At 63.7% G+C, this 25,710-nt stretch carries 28 protein-coding genes; 21 read left to right on the top strand and 7 right to left on the bottom strand.

Annotated elements, in window-relative coordinates; all coding sequences use genetic code 11:
* Positions 1-17: 17 nt before the first annotated feature.
* A complete protein-coding gene (locus tag LB577_RS06655) occupies positions 18-227 on the bottom strand; it encodes a molybdopterin-binding protein (RefSeq protein WP_224686078.1) in 210 nt (69 codons plus the stop codon).
* 148 nt (positions 228-375) lie between these two features.
* Between LB577_RS06655 and modA the strand changes: the two genes are divergently transcribed.
* From modA to LB577_RS06635, 4 genes are all read left to right on the top strand, one after another.
* Positions 376-1,170 (top strand): molybdate ABC transporter substrate-binding protein, encoded by a 795-nt coding sequence (gene modA, locus LB577_RS06650; protein WP_224686077.1) that lies wholly within the window; start codon positions 376-378, stop codon positions 1,168-1,170.
* 26 nt (positions 1,171-1,196) lie between these two features.
* Positions 1,197-1,901 (top strand): molybdate ABC transporter permease subunit, encoded by a 705-nt coding sequence (gene modB, locus LB577_RS06645; RefSeq protein WP_224686076.1) that lies wholly within the window; start codon positions 1,197-1,199, stop codon positions 1,899-1,901.
* Positions 1,898-3,010 (top strand): molybdenum ABC transporter ATP-binding protein, encoded by a 1,113-nt coding sequence (gene modC, locus LB577_RS06640; RefSeq protein ID WP_224686075.1) that lies wholly within the window; start codon positions 1,898-1,900, stop codon positions 3,008-3,010. Before modB ends, modC begins: the two co-directional genes overlap by 4 nt.
* Before the next feature lie 111 nt (positions 3,011-3,121).
* The gene (locus tag LB577_RS06635) at positions 3,122-3,463 is read left to right on the top strand and encodes a winged helix-turn-helix domain-containing protein (RefSeq protein ID WP_023765062.1); all 342 of its coding nucleotides are present in this window, start codon (positions 3,122-3,124) and stop codon (positions 3,461-3,463) included.
* Between the two features lie 149 nt (positions 3,464-3,612).
* Here the strand turns inward: LB577_RS06635 and cobF are convergent, their stop codons facing one another.
* Entirely contained in the window at positions 3,613-4,377 is a 765-nt protein-coding gene (cobF, locus tag LB577_RS06630) for a precorrin-6A synthase (deacetylating) (RefSeq protein ID WP_224686074.1), read from the bottom strand.
* A 131-nt stretch (positions 4,378-4,508) separates the two neighbouring features.
* Here cobF and LB577_RS06625 point away from each other — a divergent pair, with 131 nt between their 5' ends.
* The 6 genes from LB577_RS06625 (at position 4,509) to LB577_RS06600 (ending at position 10,135) form a co-directional block, all read left to right on the top strand.
* Positions 4,509-5,525 carry a DUF4424 domain-containing protein gene (locus tag LB577_RS06625; RefSeq protein WP_224686073.1) on the top strand — a complete coding sequence of 339 codons (1,017 nt, stop codon included), beginning with the start codon at positions 4,509-4,511 and terminating at the stop codon, positions 5,523-5,525.
* Positions 5,525-6,043 carry a dihydrofolate reductase gene (locus tag LB577_RS06620; protein ID WP_224686072.1) on the top strand — a complete coding sequence of 173 codons (519 nt, stop codon included), beginning with the start codon at positions 5,525-5,527 and terminating at the stop codon, positions 6,041-6,043. Before LB577_RS06625 ends, LB577_RS06620 begins: the two co-directional genes overlap by 1 nt.
* Positions 6,044-6,211: 168 nt before the next feature.
* Complete coding sequence (gene hflK, locus LB577_RS06615) at positions 6,212-7,327, top strand: FtsH protease activity modulator HflK (protein ID WP_023765058.1); 1,116 nt, start codon at positions 6,212-6,214, stop codon at positions 7,325-7,327.
* A complete protein-coding gene (gene hflC, locus LB577_RS06610) occupies positions 7,327-8,271 on the top strand; it encodes a protease modulator HflC (protein ID WP_224686071.1) in 945 nt (314 codons plus the stop codon). The genes hflK and hflC overlap by 1 nt, the downstream gene beginning before the upstream one ends.
* 7 nt (positions 8,272-8,278) lie before the next feature.
* The gene (locus LB577_RS06605) at positions 8,279-8,467 is read left to right on the top strand and encodes a DUF2065 domain-containing protein (RefSeq protein ID WP_224686070.1); all 189 of its coding nucleotides are present in this window, start codon (positions 8,279-8,281) and stop codon (positions 8,465-8,467) included.
* Positions 8,468-8,617: 150 nt separating this feature from the next.
* Positions 8,618-10,135 carry a DegQ family serine endoprotease gene (locus LB577_RS06600; RefSeq protein WP_013894747.1) on the top strand — a complete coding sequence of 506 codons (1,518 nt, stop codon included), beginning with the start codon at positions 8,618-8,620 and terminating at the stop codon, positions 10,133-10,135.
* A gap of 29 nt (positions 10,136-10,164) precedes the next feature.
* On the opposite strand, the gene LB577_RS06595 is transcribed toward LB577_RS06600, so the two are convergent.
* Positions 10,165-10,737: a GNAT family N-acetyltransferase gene (locus LB577_RS06595; protein ID WP_224686069.1), complete on the bottom strand. Its 573-nt coding sequence runs from the start codon at positions 10,735-10,737 to the stop codon at positions 10,165-10,167.
* Entirely contained in the window at positions 10,734-11,621 is an 888-nt protein-coding gene (gene serB, locus LB577_RS06590; RefSeq protein ID WP_224686068.1) for a phosphoserine phosphatase SerB, read from the bottom strand. The genes LB577_RS06595 and serB overlap by 4 nt, the downstream gene beginning before the upstream one ends.
* Between serB and miaA the strand changes: the two genes are divergently transcribed.
* Positions 11,611-12,576 (top strand): tRNA (adenosine(37)-N6)-dimethylallyltransferase MiaA, encoded by a 966-nt coding sequence (gene miaA / locus LB577_RS06585; RefSeq protein WP_224686067.1) that lies wholly within the window; start codon positions 11,611-11,613, stop codon positions 12,574-12,576. The two genes, serB and miaA, sit on opposite strands and share 11 nt — an antisense overlap.
* Positions 12,577-12,681: 105 nt before the next feature.
* Positions 12,682-13,473: a GGDEF domain-containing protein gene (locus LB577_RS06580; RefSeq protein ID WP_224686066.1), complete on the top strand. Its 792-nt coding sequence runs from the start codon at positions 12,682-12,684 to the stop codon at positions 13,471-13,473.
* Positions 13,474-13,695: 222 nt separating this feature from the next.
* On the opposite strand, the gene LB577_RS06575 is transcribed toward LB577_RS06580, so the two are convergent.
* Positions 13,696-15,531 carry an ATP-binding protein gene (locus LB577_RS06575; RefSeq protein ID WP_224686065.1) on the bottom strand — a complete coding sequence of 612 codons (1,836 nt, stop codon included), beginning with the start codon at positions 15,529-15,531 and terminating at the stop codon, positions 13,696-13,698.
* Between the two features lie 167 nt (positions 15,532-15,698).
* On the opposite strand from LB577_RS06575, the gene LB577_RS06570 reads away from it, so the two are divergent.
* Genes LB577_RS06570 through LB577_RS06560 form a run of 3 tightly spaced genes read left to right on the top strand, consistent with a single transcriptional unit; the run spans position 15,699 to position 17,161 of the window.
* A complete protein-coding gene (locus tag LB577_RS06570; RefSeq protein WP_224686064.1) occupies positions 15,699-16,262 on the top strand; it encodes an XRE family transcriptional regulator in 564 nt (187 codons plus the stop codon).
* Positions 16,263-16,266: 4 nt separating this feature from the next.
* Entirely contained in the window at positions 16,267-16,575 is a 309-nt protein-coding gene (locus LB577_RS06565) for a hypothetical protein (RefSeq protein WP_023765049.1), read from the top strand.
* A 52-nt stretch (positions 16,576-16,627) separates the two neighbouring features.
* Positions 16,628-17,161 carry a GNAT family N-acetyltransferase gene (locus tag LB577_RS06560; RefSeq protein WP_224686063.1) on the top strand — a complete coding sequence of 178 codons (534 nt, stop codon included), beginning with the start codon at positions 16,628-16,630 and terminating at the stop codon, positions 17,159-17,161.
* On the opposite strand, the gene LB577_RS06555 is transcribed toward LB577_RS06560, so the two are convergent.
* Positions 17,162-18,049: a LysR family transcriptional regulator gene (locus tag LB577_RS06555; protein ID WP_224686062.1), complete on the bottom strand. Its 888-nt coding sequence runs from the start codon at positions 18,047-18,049 to the stop codon at positions 17,162-17,164.
* A 120-nt stretch (positions 18,050-18,169) separates the two neighbouring features.
* Here LB577_RS06555 and LB577_RS06550 point away from each other — a divergent pair, with 120 nt between their 5' ends.
* From LB577_RS06550 to LB577_RS06540, 3 genes are all read left to right on the top strand, one after another.
* A complete protein-coding gene (locus LB577_RS06550; RefSeq protein WP_224686061.1) occupies positions 18,170-19,321 on the top strand; it encodes a gamma-butyrobetaine dioxygenase in 1,152 nt (383 codons plus the stop codon).
* Complete coding sequence (locus LB577_RS06545) at positions 19,318-19,902, top strand: HD domain-containing protein (RefSeq protein ID WP_224686060.1); 585 nt, start codon at positions 19,318-19,320, stop codon at positions 19,900-19,902. The genes LB577_RS06550 and LB577_RS06545 overlap by 4 nt, the downstream gene beginning before the upstream one ends.
* Before the next feature lie 82 nt (positions 19,903-19,984).
* Positions 19,985-20,128 carry a hypothetical protein gene (locus tag LB577_RS06540; RefSeq protein WP_224686059.1) on the top strand — a complete coding sequence of 48 codons (144 nt, stop codon included), beginning with the start codon at positions 19,985-19,987 and terminating at the stop codon, positions 20,126-20,128.
* A 125-nt stretch (positions 20,129-20,253) separates the two neighbouring features.
* Here LB577_RS06540 and LB577_RS06535 read toward each other — a convergent pair whose 3' ends face one another.
* Complete coding sequence (locus LB577_RS06535; protein ID WP_224686058.1) at positions 20,254-22,056, bottom strand: NAD(P)/FAD-dependent oxidoreductase; 1,803 nt, start codon at positions 22,054-22,056, stop codon at positions 20,254-20,256.
* A gap of 507 nt (positions 22,057-22,563) precedes the next feature.
* On the opposite strand from LB577_RS06535, the gene LB577_RS06530 reads away from it, so the two are divergent.
* The 3 genes from LB577_RS06530 to LB577_RS06520 all read left to right on the top strand — a co-directional run bounded on the left by LB577_RS06530 (position 22,564) and on the right by LB577_RS06520 (position 25,678).
* Complete coding sequence (locus LB577_RS06530; protein WP_013894762.1) at positions 22,564-24,315, top strand: acetolactate synthase 3 large subunit; 1,752 nt, start codon at positions 22,564-22,566, stop codon at positions 24,313-24,315.
* Between the two features lie 84 nt (positions 24,316-24,399).
* Positions 24,400-24,975 carry an acetolactate synthase small subunit gene (gene ilvN, locus LB577_RS06525; protein ID WP_013894763.1) on the top strand — a complete coding sequence of 192 codons (576 nt, stop codon included), beginning with the start codon at positions 24,400-24,402 and terminating at the stop codon, positions 24,973-24,975.
* Between the two features lie 106 nt (positions 24,976-25,081).
* A complete protein-coding gene (locus LB577_RS06520; RefSeq protein WP_224686057.1) occupies positions 25,082-25,678 on the top strand; it encodes a LysE family translocator in 597 nt (198 codons plus the stop codon).
* The last annotated feature ends 32 nt before the right edge of the window (positions 25,679-25,710 follow it).

The raw sequence follows: 25,710 nt of genomic DNA, 5'->3' as shown, positions 1-25,710 counted from the left end.
TCTGTCATTGAGGCACCTCAGTCGATCCCGACCATCACGTCCGAGGCCTTGACCACGGCGTAGGCCTGCTTGCCTTTTTCGAGCTTGAGGTCGGCAACGGCCTCGTTGGTGATCGAGGCGGTAACGATGACGCCGCCGCCGCTGTCGATCCGGACATGCGAGGTGGTGGCGCCTTTGACGATCTCGGTGATGGTTCCCTTTAGGATATTGCGAGCGCTGATCTTCATCGAAGGGTCCTTTCCAAGTCTTTTCTTTGCCCGTTTACTAGAACAATCGATGTCGAGAAGGGTGTCGGGCCTTCCCTTGTTATATTCATGCGGATATATCGGTTGGCAGGCATCGAGCCGCACGGATTTCAAACCAGGGAGAGTTTCGATGACGCGCAAAGGTCTCGGGTTGAGGGCGATCGCCATTGGCGGTTTTGCGGCGGCGTTGATGGCCGTGGTGCCGGTGGCGCACGCGGAAGACAAGGTCGTGGTGTTTGCGGCCGCCAGCCTCAAGGACGCGCTCGACGCGGTGAACAAGGCCTGCGAGGCCGATGTCGGCGAGGCCGCGACCGGCTCTTATGCCGCAAGCTCGGCGCTGGCCAAGCAGATCGAGGGCGGGGCGCCGGCCGATGTCTTCATCTCGGCCGACCTCGATTGGATGAAATATCTCTCCGACAAGAAGCTGATCAAGCCCGACACCGAAGTGAAGCTGCTCGGCAACGAGATCGTGCTGGTGGCGCCGAAAGATTCGACTGCTAAAGCAAAGATCGAGAAGGGGTTTGACCTCGCCAGGCTGGTGGGCGACGGCAAGCTCGCCATGGGTGACGTCAAGGCGGTGCCGGCCGGCAAATACGGCAAGGCGGCGCTGGAATCGCTCGGCGTCTGGTCTTCGGTCGAAGGCAAGGTGGCGCAGGCCGAGAATGTGCGTGCGGCGCTGAAGCTGGTTTCGACCGGCGAAGCGGCTTTCGGCATCGTCTATGCCACCGACGCGCATGCCGAAAAGGGCGTCAAGGTGGTCGGCACCTTCCCGGAGGATTCGCATCCGCCGATCATCTATCCGGTTGCCCAGACCGCCGATTCGAAGGACAAGGATACGCCGGCCTTCCTGAAGTGCCTGCAATCCGCCAAGGCCGGCGCGCTCTTCAAGGAGCAGGGCTTTACCGTGCTCACGCCGAGCAACTGACTCTGAAAAGGCCCTGATATCGCAATATGAACTGGCTGCTGGACCTCACTCCCGACGAATGGAATGCGGTCCGGCTGTCGATCAAGGTTGCGACGGTGGCGATGCTCGCCAGCCTCCCGCCCGGCATATTGATCGCGCTTGTGCTTGCGCGGGGAAAATTCTGGGGCAAGACGCTGCTCAACGGGCTGGTGCACCTGCCGCTGATCCTGCCGCCAGTGGTGACCGGCTATCTCCTGCTGCTGACTTTCGGCAAACGCGGGCCGGCCGGCGCCTTCCTGGCCGAGCATTTCGGCATTGTTTTCTCCTTCCGCTGGACGGGTGCGGCTCTTGCCTGCGGCGTCATGGGCTTTCCCCTGATGGTGCGGGCGATCCGGCTGTCGATCGAGGCGGTGGACCGCAGGATCGAGGCGGCGGCGGGAACGCTCGGCGCCAATCCGTTGTGGGTGTTCGCCACCATCACGCTGCCGCTGATCCTGCCCGGGCTGATCGCCGGCGCGATCCTCTCCTTCGCCAAGGCGATGGGCGAGTTCGGCGCGACGATCACCTTCGTCTCCAACATCCCCAACGAGACACAGACGCTGCCTTCAGCGATCTACACCTTCACGCAGGTGCCCGGCGGCGATGAGGGAGCACTGCGGCTGACGCTGATCTCGATCGTCATCTCGATGGCGGCGCTCGTCGCCTCGGAAGTGCTGGCGCGGCGCGTCGGCCGGCGGATGGATATCGAATGAGCGTCCTCGTCGACATCGGCCACCGGCTCGGCGATTTCGCCATCGACGCCCGCTTCGAGAGCGCCGGTCGGCTGACGGCGCTGTTCGGCCCGTCCGGTTCTGGCAAGACGACGCTGATCAACATGATCGCCGGGCTGATCCGGCCCGGCAAGGGGCGCATCGAGGTCGACGGCCGCGTGCTGGTCGACACGGATGCCGGCATTTTCGTGCCGAGGCACAGGCGCCGCATCGGCATGGTGTTCCAGGATGCGCGGCTGTTTCCGCATATGAGCGTGGCCGGCAATCTGCGCTACGGCCGCTGGTTCACGCCGGCCAGGGAGCGCTATGCCGACATGGACGCGGTTGTCGACCTGCTCGGCATCGCTCCGCTTCTGGACAGGCGGCCGGCAAAGCTGTCGGGCGGCGAGAGACAGCGCGTGGCGATCGGCCGGGCGCTGCTGGCCAGCCCCAGGCTGCTGCTCATGGACGAGCCGCTGGCCTCGCTGGATGAGGCGCGCAAGGCCGAGATACTGCCCTATATCGAGCGGCTGCGCGACGAGACGAAGATCCCGATCGTCTATGTCAGCCATTCGATCGCCGAAGTGGCGCGGCTGGCCAGCGATGTGGTGACGATGGCGCAAGGCAAGGTCGTTGCCAGCGGCCCGACCGAGGCCGTCATGCAAAGGCTCGACCTGCTGCCGGCGGAAGAGCGCCGCGAAGGCGGCGCCGTGCTCGACACGAAGGTGCTGCGCCATGACGAGCCTTTCGGCATGACGGTGCTCGGCTCGGCCGCCGGCGAGATCCGCGTGCCGCGATTGGCCGTGACGGCGGGAGCGCCGGTGCGCATCCGCATCCGCGCCCGCGACGTCATGATCGCCACCGAACAACCCAAGGGCCTCAGCGCGCTCAACATCCTGCCCGGCACGATCGTGGCGATCAGCCCGGGCGAGGGCCCCGCGGTCGAGGTCGGCATCGACTGCAATGGCGCAACGGTGCTTGCCCGCATCACCGAGCAGTCGCGGCAGGCGCTGAAGCTGCGGCTGGGCGGCAAGGTTTTCGCGGTGGTCAAGACCGTGAGCTTCGATCGGGCCAACACCAGCGCCGGTTTGCCGTTCGAGGTCGATGGCTGACAGGCGCGGCGATCGGCGCTATGTTGATTTGGAATAACGGTATCGCCAAGGCAGCTTCGACATCGAGGCAACTTTGATAGCAAGGCTTGGGGTGATTGCGGAGGAGCAAAGATGCCGTCGTTGAGCTTGCGGATAAATCTCGATCCGGACGGGCGAATTGGGCCGGGCAAGATCGAGCTGCTGGAGCAGATCGCCTCCTTCGGCTCGATTTCGGCCGCCGCGCGCGGCATGGAGATGTCCTACAAGCATGCCTGGGACCTGGTCGAGGATATGAACCGCGTGTTCGGCAAGCCGCTGGTTTCGGCGCAGACCGGCGGCCGCAAGGGCGGCGGCGCGCAACTGACGGCGGTCGGCCTGGCGGTGGTCAGCCGCTTCCGAGCCATCGAGCGCGCGGCGGCCGCGGCGGCAGCGACGCATATGGAGGCATTGCAGGCGGAGATCGATGCGGGGTAGGCAGTAGGGCAGTAGGGCAGTAGGGCAGTAGGGCAGTAGGGCAGTAGGGCAGTAGGGCAGTAGGGCAGTAGGGAGGTAATTCGTAGCTGTTTTCCAGCACAAAATATCCTTCACCTACTGCCCTACTGCCCTACTGCCTTATTGCCTTCCTATTCGCCCGGCTTGCGCAGCAGATACGTATCCATGATCCAGCCCTTTTTCCGGCGGGCTTCTTCGCGGGTCTGTTCGATCCTGGCGCCGACATCGCCGAGGCGGCCTGAAATGAGGATCTCGTCTGGTGTACCAAGATAGGCGCCCCAATGGATGGTGACATCCTGCTCGGTCAGCGTGTTGAAGGCGCATTTGCCGTCCAGCATGACGACGGTGCTGCCGGCATTGCCGGCCAGGCCTTCTTCGGTAAGCCTGCGGCCGGTGGTGACCAGGATGGAATCGCCAATGCGGTTCAGCGCCATTTTGTGGCTGGCCGCCAGCGCCTGGATGGCGGTGATGCCGGGGATGACCTCCAGTTCGAAGGCGACATTGCCCCTGAGGCGCACGCGCTCGAGGATGCGCAAGGCGCTGTCGTAGAGCGACGGATCGCCCCAGATCAGGAAGGCGCCGCAGCCGCCTTCGGCGATCTCGTCACGGATCAGGGCTTCGTAGATGGCGGCGATAGCTTCGTGCCAGTCGTCGACGGTCGAGCGGTAGGAGGGCGCAGGCTCGGCGCGCACCGGCACGTCGAACTCGACGCGGCGCGATTTCGGATTGGTGACGAAGCGGTCGCAGATCCCGCGCCGCAGGTCGGCGAGTTCGTTTTTCTTCGCGCCCTTGTCGGGAATAAACAGGACGTCCGCCCTGTTCAGGCCGGTTATGGCCTGCACGGTCATGTGGTCGGGATTGCCGGCGCCGATGCCGATGACGAGAAGCGTGCGCATGGAGCGAACTCCTGCCCGATCGGAGCCTGTTAGTCCAGACACCGTGGCGCGGTCATGGGATATGGAAGGGCTTTGAAACGCCACGTTGAAACGGCTAGGGTCATCGCGACATTCTCGCCGAGGGAGCTTTCATGTTGCGATATATGCTGAGCGCGGTGCTGGCCTTCTCGACCGTGCCCGCATTCGCCAATGATTCCGTCGCCGAACTCGGCACCGGCGGCCTGATCCTGTCGCGCAGCGACGCCGTGGCGATGCAAAGCGAGGATCTCTTCATCTCGCCCGAAAAGGTGACGGTCGACTACGTCTTCCACAACAACACCGACAAGGATGTCGATGCGATCGTCGCCTTCCCGATGCCCGACATTTCCGGCAATCCCGAAGAGATGCCGGCCATTCCCGAGAACCAGAGCGACAACTTCCTCGGCTTCGAGGTGACGATCGACGGTGTCGCGGCAAAGCCGCAGCTCGAGCAGAAGGTGTTCGCGCTCGGCATCGATATCAGCGCCGATTTGAAGGCGCAGAATGTGCCGTTCAATCCGTTCGGCGACGCGGCCAAGGCTGCCCTGGCGAAGCTGCCGCAAGCGGTGGCCGACGATTGGGTCAATCGCGGCATCATCATCGAGGATACCGCCGATGACGGGAGCGGTATGAAGTCCAGCTATGCGCCGTTCTGGCAGCTCCGCTCGACCTATTGGTGGCGCTCGACGTTTCCGGCCAACAAGGACGTTCATGTCTCGCACCGCTACAAGCCGAGCGTCGGCGGCACCTCCTCGGTCAGTTTTTTCAACGAGGGCCAGTTCCAGGGCGCATATGCGGCCTACAAGACCCGCTACTGCATGGACGACACGTTCGAAAAAGCGGTGCGGAAGGCTGCGAAGGACAGTCCCGACGGCTACCCGAAATATTATGAAAGCCGCATCGCCTATATCCTGACCACGGGCGGCAATTGGGCGGCGGGCACCATCGGCAAGTTCAAGCTGACCATCGACAAAGGCAACCCGAAGGCGCTGGTCTCGTTCTGCGGCGACAATGTCAAAAAGGTCGGGCCGACGAGCTTCGAGATGACCGCTGACGATTTCTATCCCGAGCGCGACATCGACATCCTCTTGCTCGAACCGTCGGACAGCAGCGGCGGGGACGCGAACTGATGCATGTCGCGATCTACGTTGCCATCGCCGAGAATGGCGTGATTGGTCGGGATGGCGGGCTGCCCTGGCGGCTTTCCACGGATCTCAAGCGCTTCAAGGCCGACACGATGGGCAAGCCCATCATCATGGGCCGCAAGACCTATGAAGGCATCGGCCGTCCGCTGCCGGGCAGGCTGAACATCGTCGTTACGCGCGACAAGGCCTGGCACGCCGAGGGCGTCGAGGTGGCGCATACACTGGAAGCCGCGATCCAGCTGGCGAATGTGCGCGGACGCTGCATGACCGGCGTGGACGAGGTCTGCGTCATCGGCGGCGGCGAGATCTATGCCCAGGCACTGCCACTGGCCGACCGGCTGCACGTCACCCATGTTCTGGCCACGGTCGATGGCGACGCGCATTTTCCGCCGATCGACCCGAAATCCTGGCGTATGGTGAGTGCGCAGGAGGTTCCCGCCGGGGAAAAGGACAGCCACGCGACGCGCTATTCGGTTTACGAGCGCCGCCGCGAGATACATTGATAGACAAAAAGGGCATTGAAAGACGACAAAGGGTCGCGAGCGGTCCAAATCGGACGAAGTCGGCGGCGCATCGCGTTGAAAGCGTGCCGTGGCGTCCCTATAGAAGAACAACACTGGATTTGCGCCGTAACTCCGGCGCTTGAGGGAATTCCAAGCGAAAGGACATTCATGCCCTGGAACGACAAGAGTGGCGGAGGCGGCGGCCCGTGGGGCGGCGGCGGCAACAATCAGGGACCCTGGGGGCAGGGGCCAAAGGGACCGAGCGGCCCGCAGGGCTCGCCTCCCGACCTCGAAGACATCATTCGCCGCGGCCAGGACAGGCTGCGGCGCGCGCTGCCCGGCGGCGGCGGCGCCAGCCCGGCCGTGTTCGGGCTGATCGCCGCGGTGCTGGTCGTGCTGTGGGCGTTCCAGGCGGTCTATACCGTGCAGCCGGACGAGGTCGCGGTCGAACTGCGCTTCGGCAAGCCGAAGCCTGAACTCTCCCAGCCCGGCCTGCATTTCCACTGGTGGCCGCTTGAAACCGTCGAGACGGCAAAGATTTCCGAGCAGCTCGTCGACATTGGCGGCGGCAACACCAGCGGCAACGGCCTGATGCTTTCGGGCGACCAGAACATCGTCAACGTGCAGTTTTCGGTGGCCTACCAGGTGTCCGATCCCCGGGCCTATCTGTTCGACGTCTCCGACCCGGACGGCATGCTGCGGCAGGTCGCCGAAAGCGCCATGCGCGAAGCCGTCGGCCGCAGGCCGGCACAGGACATCTTCCGCGATGACCGCCAGGGCATAGCGGCGTCGGTGCGCGAAATCATCCAGACGACGCTGGACGGCTACAAGGCCGGTCTCAACGTCAACGCCGTCTCGATAGAGGACGCGGCACCGCCACGCGAGGTGGCCGACGCCTTCGACGAGGTGCAGCGTGCCGAGCAGGACGAGGACAAGTTCGTAGAGCAGGCCAATCAGTATTCCAACCAGAAGCTTGGCCAGGCGCGAGGCGAGGCGGCACAGGTTCGCGAAGACGCGGCCGCCTACAAGAACAGGGTCGTGCAGGAAGCCGAAGGTGAGGCCCAGCGCTTCATCTCGGTCTATGACGAATATGTCAAAGCGCCCGATGTCACGCGCAAACGGCTTTATCTTGAAACCATGGAGAGGGTTCTGAAGGACTCGAGCAAGGTCATCGTCGAGCAGGGCAACGGACAAGGTGTCGTGCCCTATCTGCCGCTGCCCGCACTGCAGCCTAAGCCGCCGGCACCGGCCGCGCCTGCCGCGAACACGGGAGGGAACCAGTGATGGCCAACCGTCTTCCCATCGTCGCAGTCGTTGCGGCGGTTATCCTGTTCCTGATCTATTCCTCTGTCTTCGTGGTCAACGCCCGCCAGCAGGCGCTGGTGTTGAGGTTCGGCGAGATCGTCGACGTCAAGACCGAACCCGGCATCTATTTCAAGGCGCCGTTCTCGTTCTTCGACGCCGACACGGTGCAGCTGATCGAGAACAGGGTGCTGCGCTTCGACCTGGACAACATCCGCGTCCAGGTGTCGGGCGGCAAATTCTATGAAGTCGATGCCTTCATCGCCTATCGCATCTCGGATCCGCGCGTCTTCCGTGCCGCCGTGTCCGGCCAGATCGAACTGGCGGAAGCGCGGCTCAGGACGCGTCTCGACGCTGCCTTGCGCCGCGTCTACGGTCTGCGCGACTTCGAGGCCGCGCTTTCGGAACAGCGTGCGGTGATGATGCGCGAAGTGCGCGATCAGCTGCGGCCCGACGCCACGTCGCTTGGCCTGCAGATCGAGGATGTCCGCATCCGCCGTACCGACCTGACGGCCGAGGTTTCGCAGCAGACCTACGATCGCATGAAGGCGGAACGCCTGGCCGAGGCCGCCAGGCTGCGGGCACGCGGCAACGAAGCGGCACAGCGCATCACGGCACGCGCCGATCGTGAAGTCGTCGAGATTGTTGCCGAAGCGCAGAAGGAGTCCGAGATCCTGCGCGGCGAGGGCGAAGCCCAGCGCAGCGCCACCTTCGCGGGAGCCTACCAGCGCGACCCGGCCTTCTTCGATTTCTACCGGTCGATGAATGCCTATGGCACCGCGCTGGACAACACCGGGACGACGATGGTGCTGTCGCCGAGTTCCGAGTTCTTCCGCTTCTTCCGCAATCCCGACGGCAAGGAAGGGCCGGCAAACCCGGCACCGGCGCCCGCCGCACCGGCGACACAACCCAGCACCGGCCAGTAACGGGCCGGTGCAGGATTTCTTCGCGGCGATAGGCCTGGTCCTTGTCATGGAGGGCCTGGTCTATGGCGGTTTCCCCGGCTTTGCGAGGAAGCTCGCGGGCGAGGTGCTGTCCATGCCGGAAAATGCGTTGCGGATCGGCGGCCTGGTGGCGATCGCCATCGGTGTCGGCATCGTCTGGCTGGTGCGCGGCGGATGAGAGCGGCCGGCTTTCGTCTCCGGAATAATGGAGGATTTATCCTCTGCCGATAGTCATAGCCGCAAACGTGCCGTATTTTTTGCCAACATGGCGCAACGCGGTATCTTCGCCATTGCGCTTTCTTTTTCAGACATACCGGGAGGCTTCTCGATGACATCCACACTCCTCTTGCGCGCGGCACGGCGGACGTTCATCGCTGGCGCGGCGGCGCTTCTCGTCGGCGCCGTTGCTGTCCCGTCCTTCGTGACCCCGACATTGGCCGCCGACGGACCGGCCTCGGTGGCGGACCTTGCGCAAGGACTGCTCGGCGCGGTGGTCAACATCTCGACCTCGCAGACGGTGAAGGGCACGGAAGGTCCGGGCGCGGTGCCGATGCCGCAGCTGCCCGAGGGCTCGCCCTTCCAGGACTTCTTCGACGATTTCTTCAAGAACCGCGGCGGCGACAAGGACAATGGCGCGCAGAAAGTGCAGTCGCTGGGGTCCGGTTTCGTCATCGACGCCGAACAGGGCATCGTCGTCACCAACAACCATGTGATCGCCGACGCCGACGACATCGAGGTCAATTTCTCCGACGGCATCACCTTGAAGGCGACGCTGGTCGGCACCGACACCAAGACGGATGTCGCGGTGCTGAAGGTCGATCCGAAAGGCCACAAGCTGACGGCGGTGAAGTTCGGCGATTCCACCAAGATGCGCGTCGGCGACTGGGTGATGGCGATCGGCAATCCGTTCGGCCTCGGCGGCACCGTCACCGTCGGCATCGTCTCGGCCCGCAACCGCGACATCAATTCCGGACCCTATGACGATTTCATCCAGACCGACGCCGCGATCAACCGCGGCAATTCCGGCGGCCCGCTGTTCAACAGCGCCGGCGAGGTCATCGGCATCAACACGGCGATCATTTCGCCATCCGGCGGCTCGATCGGCATCGGCTTCTCAATCCCCTCGCAGCTCGCCTCGGGCGTTGTCGAACAGCTGCGCCAGTATGGCGAGACACGGCGCGGCTGGCTCGGCGTGCGCATCCAGCCGGTGACGGACGATATCGCCGAGAGCCTCGGCATGGCGACCGCCAAGGGTGCGCTGGTCGCCGGCGTCATCAAGGGCGGTCCTGTCGACAACGGCACCATCCAGGCCGGCGATGTCATCCTCAAGTTCGACGGCAAGGATATCCATGAAATGCGCGACCTGCCGCGCGTGGTCGCCGAAAGCCCGGTCGGCAAGGCGGTCGACGTGCTGATCGTGCGCAAGGGCGTCGAGCAGACCGTGAAGGTGACGCTCGGCCGGCTCGAGGATGGCGAGAAGGCCGCCAACGCCGAAGAAGGCGGCAATACCGATCAGGACAAGGGCGACAAGGCTCCGGCCGTCTCGACGGCCTCCGTGCTCGGCATGACCGTCGGCGAACTCAATGACGAGACGCGCAAGAAGTTCAGCATCGCGGCCGATGTGTCGGGCGTCGTCATCACCGATGTCGCCAAGGATTCGGCCGCTTCGGAGCGCGGCATCCAGCCCGGCGAGGTGATCACCGAGATCGCCCAGGAATCGGTTGCCACGCCCAAGGACGTCATGGACCGGATTGGTGCCCTTAAGGAACAGGGGCGCAAGAACGCGCTGCTGATGCTGGCGTCGAAGACCGGCGAGTTGCGCTTCGTGACGATCCGGATGGATTGAGATTTCAATCCGGCGATTCAAAAAGGCGGCTAACCGGCCGCCTTTTTTCTTGCTTGCCAGTCCTTGCGCGAAAGCCGGTAGAGCACATGCCGCTTGAGTGCGGGGTGGCTGTCGGGAATGTTGGGATGATCGAAGTCGGCTGATGGATCGGCTGTCATGCCGAGACGTTCCATGACGGCCGTGGAGCGGCGGTTGGCCGCGACGGCGAATGACACGATTTCATCGAGGCCAAGCGTCTCGAAGCCGTAGGCCAGCCACGCCTCGGCTGCCTCGGTGACGTAGCCCTTGCCCCAGAAGTCAGGCGCCAGCCGCCAGCCGATCTCGATCGTGCCGGCCGGCAGGGACGGCACATGATCGGTGTCGAGGAGGCCGACAAAGCCGATGCACTCGCCCGTGGCGACAATTTCGGCTGCCGCGAAACCGTAACCATCCTCAGCGATCCAGGCGCGGAACTCATCCATCTTGGCGTCCGCCTGGGCGCGGTCGCGGCGGAACGGGAAGAACTCCATGACCCGTTCGTCGGAGTTGATGCGATGGAACAGGTCGCGGTCGCGATCTTCCCAGTTGCGCAGGATCAGGCGCTCGGTTCGCATTGGTTTCATTGCACGAATTCTTCCTGGCGATAGCCCTGCAGATAGAGCAATGCGGTCAGGTCGCCATGGTCGATGCGAACCTTGGCCTGGGCCGCCACGGTCGGCTTGGCATGGAGCGCGACACCGGTGCCGGCCAGGCGGATCATGTCGAGATCGTTGGCGCCATCGCCGACAGCGATCGCATCGGCCGGCGTCAGGCCGAGGCGGGCGGTGATTTCGAGCAGCGCATCGGCCTTGGCGGCGCGGCCAAGGATCGGCTCGCCGACCAGCCCGGTGAAGCATCCGTCCTGTTCAAGCAAGCGGTTGGCGCGGTGCTCCTGGAACCCAAGCATGGCCGCGATACGCGTGGTGAAGACTTCGAAGCCGCCAGACACGAGCGCCGTCCAGGCGCCGTTGGCGCGCATGGTCTGGACCAGGGCGCGGCCGCCCGAGGCCAATGTCAGCCGGTTGGTGACGATGCGGTCGACCACGGCGGCTTCGAGGCCCTTCAACAGCGCCACGCGTTCGCGCAGCGCCGGCTCGAAAGCGATCTCGCCATTCATCGACCGCGCCGTGATGACGGCAACACGATCCTTGACGCCGATCTCGTCGGCCAGTTCGTCGATGCATTCCTGGTCGATCATGGTCGAATCCATGTCGGCGATGAGGATCTTCTTTCGCCTTGCGTCAGCCTGCTGGACGATCACGTCGACCGGCTCCGCGGCCAGCGCGGCGCGCAGGACGGCGGTCGTTTCGGCGGCGTCGGCTTCTTGCGGCAGGGCAAGATCGCAGGCAATCCTTTCGGCCAGCCAGACGACGGCGCTTGCGCCCACAGACCGCGAGGCCATATTCGCAAGCGACGGCGACAGAGCGCGGTCTGCGGGACGGGAAACAAGCGTGGCAATGAGCGGCATCGAGAATTCCGGCGCGGGTGCGGGCCAAGGCCGCGTGAAGAACGCGATCCTGATAGCCGGGCCGACCGCCAGCGGCAAGTCGGCACTGGCGCTCGACCTGGCCGAACGCACGGGCGGCGTCATCGTCAACACCGATTCCATGCAAGGCTATTCGGTTCTCGACGTGCTGACCGCCAGGCCGGAGGCAGCCGACCTCGCACGGGCGCCGCATTTTCTCTATGGGCATGTCCATCCCGGCACCGCCTACTCGACGGGAGCATGGCTGCGCGACGTGACGAAGCTGATCGATGACGGCGCGCTCTCGCGGCGGCCGATCTTCGTCGGCGGCACAGGGCTTTACTTCCGCGCGCTGGCAGAGGGCATTTCGGACATGCCTGATATTCCCCAGCAGGTGCGCGACCGTTGGCGCTACGAGCTGAAGGAACGGGGATCGGTCAAGCTGCATGGCATCCTGCTGCGCGAGGATTCGAGAACCGCCATGCAATTGAAGCCCACCGACAGCCAGCGCATCGTGCGCGCGCTCGAGGTGCTCGACGCATCCGGCCGATCGATCCTGGAATGGCAAGCCGAGCGCGGCCGGTCGCTCATCGACAGGCAGACGGCGCATTTCCTGGTCATCGAGCCGGACCGGGCCATGCTGGTCGATCGCATCGAAAGGCGTTTCGACCAGATGCTGGACAAAGGTGCGCTGGAGGAAGTCAGGCAACTTGCGGCCCTTCGTCTCGATCCGGACCTGCCGACGATGAAGGCGATCGGCGTTCGTGAGCTGCAGGGCGCGATGGCCGGGCAATCCAGTTTTCCCGAGGCGATCGAACGCGCCAAGATCGCGACGCGGCAATATGCCAAGCGGCAGGCGACCTGGTTCCGGCATCAACTGGGGCCGGAATGGCAAAGGTTGCGCCCTGGTGACGATCTCGAAACCACGATCCAAGCACTTGTTGCTAATACAACCTGAAAAGTTGACCCCAAGGAAAGAGTTCCCGCCGAGGTTGTCCAAGTTAACGCTCCGTAAGTCGGTCCGTGCCATAAAGTCGATGGGCACTTTTCCATCGGGGAGCAGATGCGTTTCCATAAGGCGGAATCAGCATTTTTCGTCTTTATCTTCGTGATCCTGGCCGCGGGCCTGGTGACGCTGCATGCATATGGACAACTGCAATCCTTCGCCACGGAACTCCATACGGCTTCGGGCCTGGACAAGGTCATCTACCTCAACAAGCTCTTGTTCGCGACCGGCGTGCTGCTTGCGACCGCACTGTTTTTCGGCATCTTCTTCATCTACCCGCTGATCCGCAAACAGGCGACGGAGGAGGGCAAGCTGCGCGCCATGACGGTTTCGCTCAGCGCGCGCTCCGAAACGCTCGAGCACGCGGCCCTGACCGACAGCCTGACCGGGATGCAGAACCGGCGTTATTTCGATGACGCGCTGAAGGAATATCTCGAAGAGTTCAGGCGCATCGAAAAGCCGGTCGGGCTGATGATCCTCGACCTCGATCATTTCAAGCAGGTCAACGACACACACGGCCACGACGTCGGCGACGAGGTGCTGAGGGCGGTGGCCAGTTGCCTGAAGGACATGACGCGCTACCACGACGTGGTGGCGCGACTGGGCGGCGAGGAGTTTGCCGTGGTTACGCCCAACATGGACGCGGAGCTTCTGGGCAAGTTTGCCGAGCGCATTCGCAAGGCGATCGCCAACATGTCGGTGCCGACAGGCAATGTCCGGCTCAAGATCACGACCAGTGTCGGCCTTGCCGTCTGGGACAGGCAGGAAACGGCGGAAGGTTTCTATCGCCGCGCCGACCGCCAGCTCTATGAGGCAAAGAGGCAAGGTCGCAACCGCGTCTGCGCCTAAAATCCCATCATTGAATTCGTGAGGCTGGCCGTTTGCCGCTGTTTTCTGCGCTACCGGTGCTCACGGACTGAATGTCCGCTCCGCTCCGGTTCTCGAATTCGACACCAATCGACTCAGCCTGACGAATTCCCTGACGGGATTTACCCAAGTTGGCCAACGAGGCTTGGCCTCGGGCGTGTGATGCAGGGGGCGGAGCTATCGACGGATGACTTGACGCCAGGCTCAATCGTTCTGAGGGCGCAGGCCGAAGGTGGCGGGCTTGAGGCCGTAGCGCATGTCGAAATCGTCGTCCGATTGGACGCGGGTGGTGGCCGGCGGCTTGCGGTAGTCGGGATCGCCTGCCTGCCTGCCGGAATCGACCACTTCGGCGAACGGCATGCCCTGCGGCTGCGCTTTCGGCACGTTGCGCAGCCGCTCGACGATCGCCACCAGATCGACGTCGTCGTTTAATTTCGCTGCCTCCTGCTGCTCTCGCTTCGCAGCACCTGGAAGCAACTCGGCGGGCAGTCTTTCGAACTTCAGCCGCATGGTTGTCGCCACGCCTTCGCCGAAGGCGATGGCTTCGCGCTGGCCCATGGACGACAGGAAGGCGAGTGTGGAGGCGGACGAGTCGGCGATTGCCGAACGGATGATCGCCTGGTCCTGCTCGTTGGCGAGGCGCATCGCGAAGAAGGTCGAGCATTGCGACAGGATGGTCGGGTCGAGTTCGCCCGGACGCTGGGTGACGACACCGAGATAGCAGCCGTATTTGCGGCCCTCCTTGGCGATGCGCGACAGCGCGTGCCTGGTCGGCGCGAAGCCGAGGCGGGCATCGGCCGGCATGTAGCGATGCGCCTCTTCGCACAGCAACAGGAGCTGCAGCTTGCCTTCGCTCCACAGAGCAAGGTCGAAGGCCAGGCGCGCCAGCACCGAACAGACGGAATTGACCACTTCGGAGGGCATGCCGGCCATCTCGAAGCAGGTCACCGGGCGGCCGTGATGCGGTACGCGGAAGATGTTGCCGATCGTCTCGTGGATGGTGTCCTCGATCAGGCGCGAACTGAACATGAAGCGGTAGCGCGGATCGGCGGCCGCCGATTCGATGCGCGTCTTCAATGATTTGAGCGTCGGGCGCTCGTTCTTGCTTTCGAGCATGCCCGTGCGCTCGTCGATCTGTTTGAGCAGGTCGGCGATGCGGTAGGGTACCGGCGTATCGGCGGTCAGCGCATCGTTGCCGCGCCTGAGGTAGGCGCCCGAATTCGGATTGCGGTAGAGGTTCTTGGCGAGCGGAATGAGGTCGCGCAGCGCGTCGATCTCCTCCGGCACCGTCTCGCGCCCGCGAAACAGCACCTCGGCGAACTCCTCAAGCTTGAACATCCAGAACGGCAGGTCGAGCGTCTTGGAATCGACCCTGACGCAATATTCGGGCAGCGATGCCGCGAACTCGTTGTGCGGGTCGAGGATCAGGATGCGCAGATCCGGCCGCGCCGCGATCGATTTGCGCAGCAGGAGCGAGACTGCGGTGGACTTGCCGACGCCGGTGGTGCCGACGATGGCGAAGTGCCGCGCCAGCGTGTCGTCGATAGCGATGTTGGCGGCGATCGTCTCGTCCTGCGACAGCGAACCGATGGTGATGGAATGGCGCCCGGCCAGATCGTAGACCGCCTGCAGATCCCGGCTGCGGATGCGGTGCGCGACGGCGCCGATATGCGGATAGGTGGTGATGCCGCGGTCGAAGATCGGCTTGGCGCCGGGCTCGGCGCCGTCACGCACTTCGCCGATCAACTCGATGCTGACCTCGATGGCGTTCTGGCCTTCATTGTTCCAGGCGCGGTCCGACTTGCCGATCGCATAGACGAGACCAACGGTGCGCGTCGTGCCCAGATTGATCGAGATCATCTTGCCGACCGTCCACAGGCCGGTGACCGCGCCGTCGACTTCGTCGGCAAAGGCGCTGATGGTGGCGCGGGCGCCGTCGCATTGCACGACATTGCCAAGGATGCGCCTGTCGTTCTGCTCTGCGTGGCGGCGCTCCTGCGATGTCGGTTCTCCGACGGAAGCTTCGCGTTCGACAAACATGGACAGGACAATCCCCATTTCCCTTGAGCATCGACCCTACAGGGAACGGGGTTAAGGTCGGGTGAGGTCGGATGGTGTAGAGAGGATTAAAGACCCGGCTAAAATTGTCGCGGTATGGCTCTTCTCCCATCTTGTCTCCAATCTTGGAATTTCGCTATACTGGACGAATGGATGATATAGCGAACGAAATTTCCTCCACTATCGGCAGGCGCATACACGCCGAGAGGGTCATGCGCGACTGGTCGCTGGCGGAGCTTGCCGAGCGATCGGGGGTTTCCAAGGCGATGTTGAGCACGATCGAGCGCGGCAAGACCAGCCCGACCGCGGCTCTTCTGGTGCGGATCGCCGCCGCTTTCAGCATGACGCTGTCGACCTTGATCGCACGGGCGGAATTGCAGGGTGGTGGGCTGCTGCGCGAGGGCGACCAGCCCATGTGGCGCGATCCCGATACCGGCTATGTCAGGCGGCATCTTTCACCGGCTTGCGACATGCCGCTCGAACTGATCAAGGTGCATCTGCCGGCGGGCGCCAAGGTCAGTTTTCCGGCCGCGTCCTACGCCTTCATCAAACAGCAGATATGGCTGATTTCCGGGCGGCTGGAATTCATCGAGGGCGATGTGGCGCACAGGCTCGAGCCCGGCGACTGCCTGGCGCTCGGAGCGCCGTCGGACTGCATCTTCCATGCGCTGGAGCCGGGTGCCGACTATCTCGTCGCGCTGGTCAGGGGCTGAGATCATGGCAAGACGGCCAAAGCGCTCCCACAATGGGGGGCCGCCTCTCGATGAGTACAAAGGACCGCCATGGGGCAAGGGCGATCCCTACATCTTCCTCGCCTGGCAGGCGGCCCATGCCAAGGCATGGAAGGCGCCGAGCCGCGATGTCATGCTGATGCGCATGGACAAGGCCGAGAGGCTGGGCCTGACCTATGAGGAATACACGCTCGAGATCCTGGAGCGCGGACGGCATCTCGGGCAAGAAGACACCGACCGCATCAGCGCCATCAAGGCCGCGCGCAAACGGCGCCGCGTGCGCCAACTGGGCTGACCGGGGCAAGCTTGCTTCACTCATTTCACTGCTTCCAAAGGATATCGAAGGCATGAATTCCATCGAAATCGAAGCCCTCGGCGCACGTCCGGACACGCTGTCGATGCTGACTGACCTGCTGGTCGAAACGGTTGCCGCCGGCGGATCGGTCAGCTTCATGCATCCGCTGGCGCCGGAAGCGGCGACCGCATTCTGGGAAAGATCGTTGGCAGCGGCGGCAAAAGCGGAAAGGGCGGTGCTTGGCGCCTGGGACGGCAAGGCCCTGGTCGGCACCGTCACCCTGCTGCTCGACTGCCCACCCAACCAGCCGCACCGGGCCGAGATCGCCAAGCTGATGACCTCAGTCGAACACCGGGGCAGGGGTATCGGGACGCGCCTGATGCGGGCTGCGGAGCGTGTCGCCGTAGAGAAGGGGCGCACGCTGCTGGTTCTGGATACGGCGACGGAGGAGGGCGCTTCGGGCCTCTACGAGAAGCTTGGTTTCACCCTGGCCGGCGAAATCCCGGACTATGCGCTGAAACCGCATGGCGGCCTGACCGGCACGCTGATCTACTGGAAGCGTATCGGCACACGGGTAGGGGTCTAGTCAGGCCGAGGCCACACCGGAGAGGCGCCCCAGCAGCCAGGTGCGGAAATCCTGCTCGGCGCTGGTGAGCCGCGCGGTCGATGCCTTTGTCAGGAAATGCCCCGAGGTGCTGGAAAGCTCGAAGTCCGAGAGCCTGGCCAGCGTTCCGCTGTCGAGCGCCGCATCGATCAGAGGGCGCGACCCCAAAAGCACGCCGGCACCGGCGCTCGCCGCTTCCATGGCGGCGACGAAACTGTCGAAGCGGTGCGATCGCTGGAGGTGGCCGGCCAATCCGGCCGCAGCGAACCATTCCGCCCACATTTCGCGTGCGCCGGCGACCAGAAGCAGCGGCAGGGATGTCCAATCGGCGTCGGCGGCCAAGGCTGGAGCCGCCACCGGCACCAGCCGCTCGGCGGTCAGCCTGTCGGCCTCGCGCCCGGGAAAGGCGCCGTTGCCGAAGCGGATGTCGAGTGCCGACCCCGGCAGATCGTAGTCGGTCGGGCGATGGATCGTCACAAGATCGAGCTGGATGCGCGGCAGTGCCCCGGCGAGATCGGGAAGTGCCGGAACCAGCACCAGCAAGGCGAAGGAGATCGGCACCCGGATCGAGACGGTCTGGACGGCGCGCGGCTCGAACAGTTCGGTCGTGCTGCTGGAGATGGTGGCGAAGGCCGACTGGATGTGAGGCAGGTAGGCGGCACCTTCCGGCGACAGTGCGACGCCTCGCGCCAGCCGCGAGAACAGCCGGGTCTTCAGCCGCTCCTCCAGAAACCGGATATGCTGGCTGACGGCCGCCTGGGTGAGGCCGAGTTCGGCGGCCGCCGCCGTGAAATTCGACAGCCGCGCGGCGGCCTCGAAACTGCGCAGCCAGTCGAGCGGCGGCAAGGCGGGAATGGTTTTTCGAGCCATTAGCTATCTACGGTCTTTGGCCAAAAAATGATAATTTGAGTTATGCCTGCCGTGGGGCGAACATGCAATCGAAACCCTGCGGATCGGACCGTGGGGTGTAGCGGACAGGGACGGATTTCCATGCTCACCCACGCGCTGGTCGGCGACGAAGGCAGAACCATCGAACTTGGCTGGAAGGACGGGAGACGCACCCGCTTTCACGCCATCTGGCTGCGTGACAACGCGCTCGACGACAAGACTCGCAGCGCCGGCAACGGCCAGCGCCTCATCACTATCCTCGACATTCCGGCCGAGACGAGAATTGGCGCGGCGGCGATCAAGGCCGGCATGCTGGAGGTCAGCTTCGTGCCGGAAGGAAAAACGGCCAGCTTTCCCGCGCAATGGCTGAGCGCCAACGCCTATGACCGCGATGAGCTCCGCCAGCCCGGCTGGACGGGCGATATCATCCAGCGCTGGACCAAAGCGACGATGCAGAATTCGGTGCCGCGCGCCAGCTACGCGGCTGCCAGCCATGGCCGCAGCGTCCTGCGCGAGTGGCTTTCGGCGGTGAGGACCTATGGCTTTGCGGTGATGGACGGCCTGCCGGCCGAATCCGGAGCGCTTTGCAAGGTCTCCGACCTGTTCGGCTACATCAGGGAAACCAATTACGGCCGCTGGTTCGAGGTGCGCGCCGAGGTCAATCCGAACAATCTTGCCTACACCAATCTCGGCCTCCAGGCACACACCGACAACCCCTATCGCGATCCGGTGCCGACGCTGCAGATCCTGTCCTGCATCGAGAATACGGTGGAGGGCGGCGAATCGAGCGTTGTCGACGGTTTTGCCGTCGCGGCTGCCTTGCAGGCCGAGACCCCGGAAGGCTTCCGCCTGTTGAGTTCATGCCCGGCGCGTTTCGAATATGCCGGCTCGTCGGCCGTGCGGCTACAGGCCAAGCGTCCGATGATCGAGCTCGGCCCCGATGGCGAACTGATCTGCATCCGCTTCAACAACCGCTCGCTGGCGCCGACCGTCGACGTCCCCTTCGCCGACATGGAGGCCTACTACGCCGCCTATCGCCGGTTCGCCGAGCTGATCGAGGATCCGTCCTTCGAAGTCACCTTCAAGCTCGAACCCGGCCAGGCCTTCATCGTCGACAACACGCGGGTCATGCATGCCCGCAAGGCGTTTTCGGGCACCGGCAAGCGCTGGCTGCAAGGATGCTACGCCGACAAGGACGGCCTGTTGTCGACGCTCGCCGCGATCGAGCAAGGTTTCAAGGAGGCCGCGGAATGAGCGGCCAGGATTTGAACGCGGACAACATCGTCGAATTCATCGCCGACATTTTCGAGCGCCGGGGTGCGGAATCCTATCTGGGCGAGCCGGTGACGATGTCCGAGCATATGCTGCAGGGGGCCTGGCTGGCGGAGCAGGACGGTGCGCCCGAGGTGCTGGTGGCGGCCGCGCTGCTGCACGACATCGGCCACTACACCAGCGAGTTCGGCACCTACTCGCCCGAGGACGTCGAGGACAAGCACCATGACGAAGCCGGCGGCGAGGTGCTGGCGCCGTTCTTTCCGCCTGTCATCGTCGAATGCGTCAGGCTGCATGTGGCGGCCAAGCGCTATCTCTGCGCCACCGACCCGACCTATTTCTCCAAGCTGTCGCCGGCTTCGGTTCATACGCTGTCGCTGCAGGGCGGACCGATGAACGCCGACGAGGTGGCCGAGTTCCGCAAGAACCCGTTCCATGAGGAAGCGGTTCGGGTTCGCATGTGGGACGAGGGCGGCAAGGTCGCCGACATGAAGACGCGGGCGTTTCGCGACTATGTGCCGTTGCTGCAGCGGGTCGTTCGCGACTTCGCCAACCGCGCCTGACGCAACCAGTCACCGGGAGGCGACCGCCCATGTGTTTCTGCTTCGACGGCGACAATACGGTCGCCGCACACCGGCCGGAGAATTGCCGCGATCGCCTGACTGGCGCGGCCCCACCGCATCGCCGATCGATCGCGGGGCGGCCCGGCCGGCTCGCCCTGCCTTGCCCGACGAGCGCAAGCTCATCGAGCGCTGGGCCGAGGCGAGCGGCGTGACGTTGCGCGGCTGAAACGAAGGCCCGCGCGGCGGATCTGCCGCGCGGGGTTCAAAAAGAGGCGGAAAGTGCGAGGCGCTACCTCTTTGTTTTGACGCAATTCCGGACGGAAAACCGTTTCACACTTTTCCTGGAATTGCTTAGCCCTGGTGGTGCACCTGCTGAAGTCCGTAGACCGGCGTCGGCAGCCCGGCATGCCTGGCCTTCAACTGCAGCGACAGGAACTGCGAATAGTGGCGCGACTGGTGCAGATTGCCGCCGTGGAACCACAGCGCTTCCTGTTGCGTCGGCTTCCACATGTTGCGCAACTCGCCTTCCCAAGGGCCGGGATCCTTGGTGGTGTTCGAGCCGAGGCCCCAGCACTTGCCGACCTTGTCGGCGGTTTCGCGCGATATCAGGTCGGCGGCCCAGCCGTTCATCGAGCCGTAGCCGGTGGCGTAGACGATAAGGTCGGCAGGCAGTTCCGACCCGTCGCTGAGCAGAACCGAATGCTGCTTGATCTCTTCGACGTCGACGCCGCTCTTCAGCCTGATCGAACCGTCGATGACCAGCTGGGAAGCGCCGACGTCGATATAGTAGCCGGAGCCTCGCCTGAGGTACTTCATGAACAGGCCGGACTCGTCGTCGCCCCAGTCGAGCATGAAGCCGGCCTTTTCCAGCCCCCTGTAGAACGCCGCGTCGCGTTTCTTCATCTCGGCATAGGCCGGGATCTGGAACTCATGCAGGATCTTGTAGGGCAGGGACGCAAAGATGAGATCGGCCTTGGCTGTGGTGATGCCGTTCTGAACCGCCTGTTCCGAGTAGAGGGAGCCCAGGCCGATTTCCATCAGCGTGTCGGATCTCGAGATATGGGTGCTCGATCGCTGCACCATGGTGACGTCGGCGCCGGCTTCCCAAAGCGCGGCGGCGATATCGTGGGCGGAATTGTTGGAGCCGATGACAACGGCCTTCTTGCCGGCATAGGCATCGGGGCCAGGATGCTTCGAGGAGTGATGCTGGTCGCCCTTGAAATTCTCCATGCCCTTGAATTTCGGCAGATTGGCCTTGCCGGACTGTCCGGTGGCCAGCACCAGCTGCTTGGGTTTCAGGGTGATGTCCTTGCCGTCGCGATGAACCACGACCGTCCATTCCTTTTTCTCGTCGTCATAGGAGGCGCTCTTGGCCTCGGTCGAGGACCAGTAGTTCAGCTCCATCACCTTGGTGTACATTTCCAGCCAGTCGCCGATCTTGTCCTTGGGCGAGAAGACCGGCCAGTTCTTCGGGAAATCGATATAGGGCAGATGGTCGTACCAGACCGGATCGTGCAGGCAGAGCGACTTGTAGCGCTTGCGCCAGCTGTCGCCGGCGCGCTCGTTCTTCTCGATGATGATGGTCGGCACGCCGAGCTGCCGTAGCCGTGCGCCGAGCGCGATGCCTCCTTGGCCACCACCGATGATGACCGTGTAGGGCTGCGTCTTGAAGCCGAGTTCGGCCGCCTCTTTCTCGCGTTCTTCCTTCCATGTCGGGCGGTTCTTGCCCGAGCCATGCCTGGCGCCCATGGGCCGCGCGAAGCCCGCCGGTTCCTCGTGGCCCTTCAGTTCGACCATGGTGGTCAGCAGCGTCCAGATCTTGCCGTCCTTCAGCCTGACATGGCCAAATCCGCGCGCCGCTTCGGTCTCGAAACTGATCCAGCCTTCGATCAGCCCGTCGCTCTCGGTCGCGTCCTCGCCCCTGGCGATGGCAAAGTGTGACGGCTTGGTCTTCGACAACTGGCTCTTCAGCATGTCGCGGACCTGGTCTTTGCCTTCCATGGTCTTGATGTTCCAGGTGAAGGTGACGAGGTCGCGCCAGTAGCAGTCCTCCTGAAAGCAGCCGACCGCCTTCTCGATGTCATTGGCGGCGAGGGCGGCGCCGAATTGATCGAGCAGGTCGGACAGTTTCTTGTTTGGGGCCTTGTCGAGCATAAGTTTTCCTCCGTGAAATCCAGGCCGTCATGGTTGCTCCTCCCGACTTGCAAAGCCGGACAATCAAGTATTGGCAATGAGAATAGCCTTCGTCACGCCCCACCATAGTTTCGCGTGGCTTCAATGACTTATCCGGAAAATATGCTGCCAAGCCGGTTTGACGCAGTGTCCGTCGCGAAATCGTGACGGGGTATTTTTCAAATTGGGAAGCGGCTTCATCGGACGCCGCGATTTTTGCCGTTGACAGCCTGCCTTGCCCGCCCTTAGTGTCCGCCATCATGAAAAAGGCACTCATTCTCGTAGGAAGGCGCGTGGGCAAGGCGGTGTAACCGCCGGGCGAAAACCTCCCATGCGCAACACACAGGCTCCCTCGGGGGCCTTTTTTATTGCCTAAAACACGACTAAACGACCAGCAGCAGCCAAATGGCAACGCCCAAAGGGCGACAGTACGGGACCAAACCGATGAGCAACGGACAAAGTGAACGGCGCGAAATGCCAAGAGGCGAAATGACGGGCGCCGAAATGGTGGTGCAGGCGCTGAAGGACAATGGCGTCAAGCATGTCTTCGGCTATCCCGGCGGCGCGGTTCTCCCGATCTACGACGAGATCTTCCAGCAGGACGAGGTCGAGCACATTCTGGTGCGGCACGAGCAGGGTGCGGGCCACGCGGCCGAAGGCTATGCGCGCTCGACCGGCAAGGCCGGCGTCATGCTGGTGACCTCCGGCCCCGGCGCCACCAATGCGGTGACGCCGCTGCAGGACGCTTTGATGGATTCGATCCCGCTGGTCTGCCTGACCGGGCAGGTGCCGACCTCGCTCATTGGCTCCGACGCGTTCCAGGAATGCGACACGGTCGGCATCACGCGCCCCTGCACCAAGCACAACTGGCTGGTGAAGGACGTCAACGAACTCGCGGCGACGATCCACGAGGCCTTCCATGTCGCCACGACCGGCCGTCCCGGTCCGGTGGTGGTCGACATTCCGAAGGACGTGCAGTTCGCCAAGGGATTTTATGTCCCGCCGCAGATCGCGCCGCGCACCAGCTACCAGCCCAAGGTCCAGGGCGATCTGGAGAAGATCAAGGCGGCGGTCGAGCTGATGGCGACCGCGAAGAAGCCGATCATCTACTCGGGCGGCGGCGTCATCAATTCCGGCCCGGAGGCGAGCCATCTCTTGCGCGAACTGGTCGATCTCACCGGTTTCCCGATCACCTCGACGCTGATGGGGCTCGGCGCCTATCCGGCATCGGGCAAGAACTGGCTGGGGATGCTCGGCATGCACGGCACCTACGAAGCCAACATGGCCATGCATGACTGCGACGTGATGATCTGCATCGGCGCGCGCTTCGACGACCGCATCACCGGCCGGCTGACGGCGTTCTCGCCGAACTCGCGCAAGATCCACATCGACATCGATCCATCCTCGATCAACAAGAACGTGCACACCGAAGTGCCTATCATCGGCGATGTCGGCCGGGTGCTGGAGGACATGGTGCGGCTGTGGCGGGCGACCGCCAAGGCCGACAAGAAGGCGCTCTATCCCTGGTGGGAGCAGATCGCCAAATGGCGCGGTCGCGATTCACTCGCCTACAAGATGAACCATGAGGTCATCATGCCGCAATACGCCATCCAGCGGCTCTACGAACTGACCAAGGACATGGACACCTACATCACCACCGAGGTCGGCCAGCACCAGATGTGGGCAGCGCAGCATTATCATTTCGAGAAGCCGAACCGCTGGATGACGTCAGGTGGGCTGGGCACGATGGGCTACGGCCTGCCAGCGGCTCTCGGCGTGCAGATCGCGCATCCCGATGCGCTGGTCGTCGACATCGCCGGCGACGCCTCGGTGCAGATGACGATGCAGGAGATGAGCGCGGCGGTGCAGCACGATGCGCCGATCAAGATCTTCATCCTCAACAACCAGTACATGGGCATGGTGCGCCAGTGGCAGCAGCTGCTGCACGGCAACCGGCTGTCGCATTCCTACACCGAGGCGATGCCGGACTTCGTCAAGCTGGCCGAAGCCTATGGCGGCCACGGCATCCGCTGCGAAAAGCCCGACGAGCTGGACGACGCGATCAAGGAGATGATCTCGGTCAGGAAGCCGGTGCTGTTCGACTGCCGGGTGGCGACGCTCGCCAACTGCTTCCCGATGATCCCGTCGGGCAAGGCACATAACGAGATGCTGCTGCCGGACGAGGCGACGGACGAGGCCGTGGCCAACGCCATCGACGCCAAGGGCAGGGAACTGGTCTAAACCGCGAAGCCAAGGCAGGGCTGTCGCGAGAAGCCGTGCGGAAACAGATAGTTAGATCAAGAATTTGAAATCGAGATTCATGTCATGAACGCACAGCACCTTCAACCCACCGGCTCCGCCTACTTCATCGCCAAGGAGACGGAGCGGCCGGAAAACCACACGCTTTCCGTGCTGGTCGACAACGAGCCGGGCGTGCTTGCCCGGGTCATCGGTCTGTTTTCCGGGCGCGGCTACAACATCGAGAGCCTGACCGTTTCCGAGACCGAACATGAAAAGCACCTGTCGCGGATCACCATCGTGACCCGCGGCACGCCGCACGTGCTGGAGCAGATCAAGCATCAGCTCGAGCGCATCGTGCCGGTGCACCGCGTGGTCGACCTTACCGTGCGTTCGCACGAGTTCGGCCAGGAGCGGCCGCTGGAGCGGGAACTGGCGCTGGTCAAGGTCGCCGGCACCGGCGAGGCCCGCGTCGAGGCGCTACGGCTGGCCGACGCTTTCCGCGCCTCGGTCATCGACGCCAACACCGAACATTTCATCTTCGAGATCACCGGCAAGGGCTCCAAGCTCGACCAGTTCATCGCCATCATGAAGCCGCTCGGCCTGGTCGAGATCTGCCGCACCGGCGTGGCGGCGATGAACCGCGGCCCGCAGGGGATGTAGCGCCGGCCGGGTTCCCCACCGTCAGTTCTGGCTCGGCCACCGGCCGGTTCTGGCCTTTGCGCTAGCCGGAAAGAGACAATAATACTGACGTATCTGGGAGGATATCATGACCCTCGACGCCTTCCTTGCCCTTTTGGTCTACGCTTTCGTCACCTCGATCACGCCGGGGCCGAACAATCTGATGCTGCTGGCTTCAGGTGTGAATTTCGGCCTGGTCAGGAGCGTGCCGCACATGCTTGGCATCAGCATCGGTTTCCTGGTGCTGCTGCTTGCCGTCGGCCTTGGCCTTGGCGCCGTGCTGACGGCGTTTCCGGCGCTGCATACGGCGTTGAAGATCGCCGGCGCCGCCTATCTGCTCTACCTCGCCTGGAAGATCGCCATGTCGCGCTCGTTCGCAGGCAAGGGCGAGGCAAGCGGGCGGCCGATGCGCTTCATCGATGCGGCGGCGTTCCAGTGGGTCAATCCCAAGGCCTGGGTGATGGCGATCACCGCCATGGCCGTCTACAGCAATCCGGAGCACCCTTTCCTGTCGGTGGCGCTGATCTCGGTGGCCTTCACCATCGTCAACCTGCCGAGCGTCTCGGTTTGGGCGGGATTCGGCACGGCGCTGCGCGGTTTCCTGTCGGATCCGGTGCGGCTGAAATGGTTCAACATCGCCATGGGCGTGCTGCTGGCGGCGACGCTTTGGCCGATGTTGAGATAGGTTTTCCTCGGGCTCGTCGTAGCTTCGGCCAG

Source organism: Mesorhizobium sp. B283B1A, assembly GCF_020165735.1.
GTDB classification, from domain to species: Bacteria; Pseudomonadota; Alphaproteobacteria; order Rhizobiales; family Rhizobiaceae; genus Mesorhizobium; species Mesorhizobium opportunistum.
This window is presented reverse-complemented; position numbering and strand designations above follow the sequence as displayed.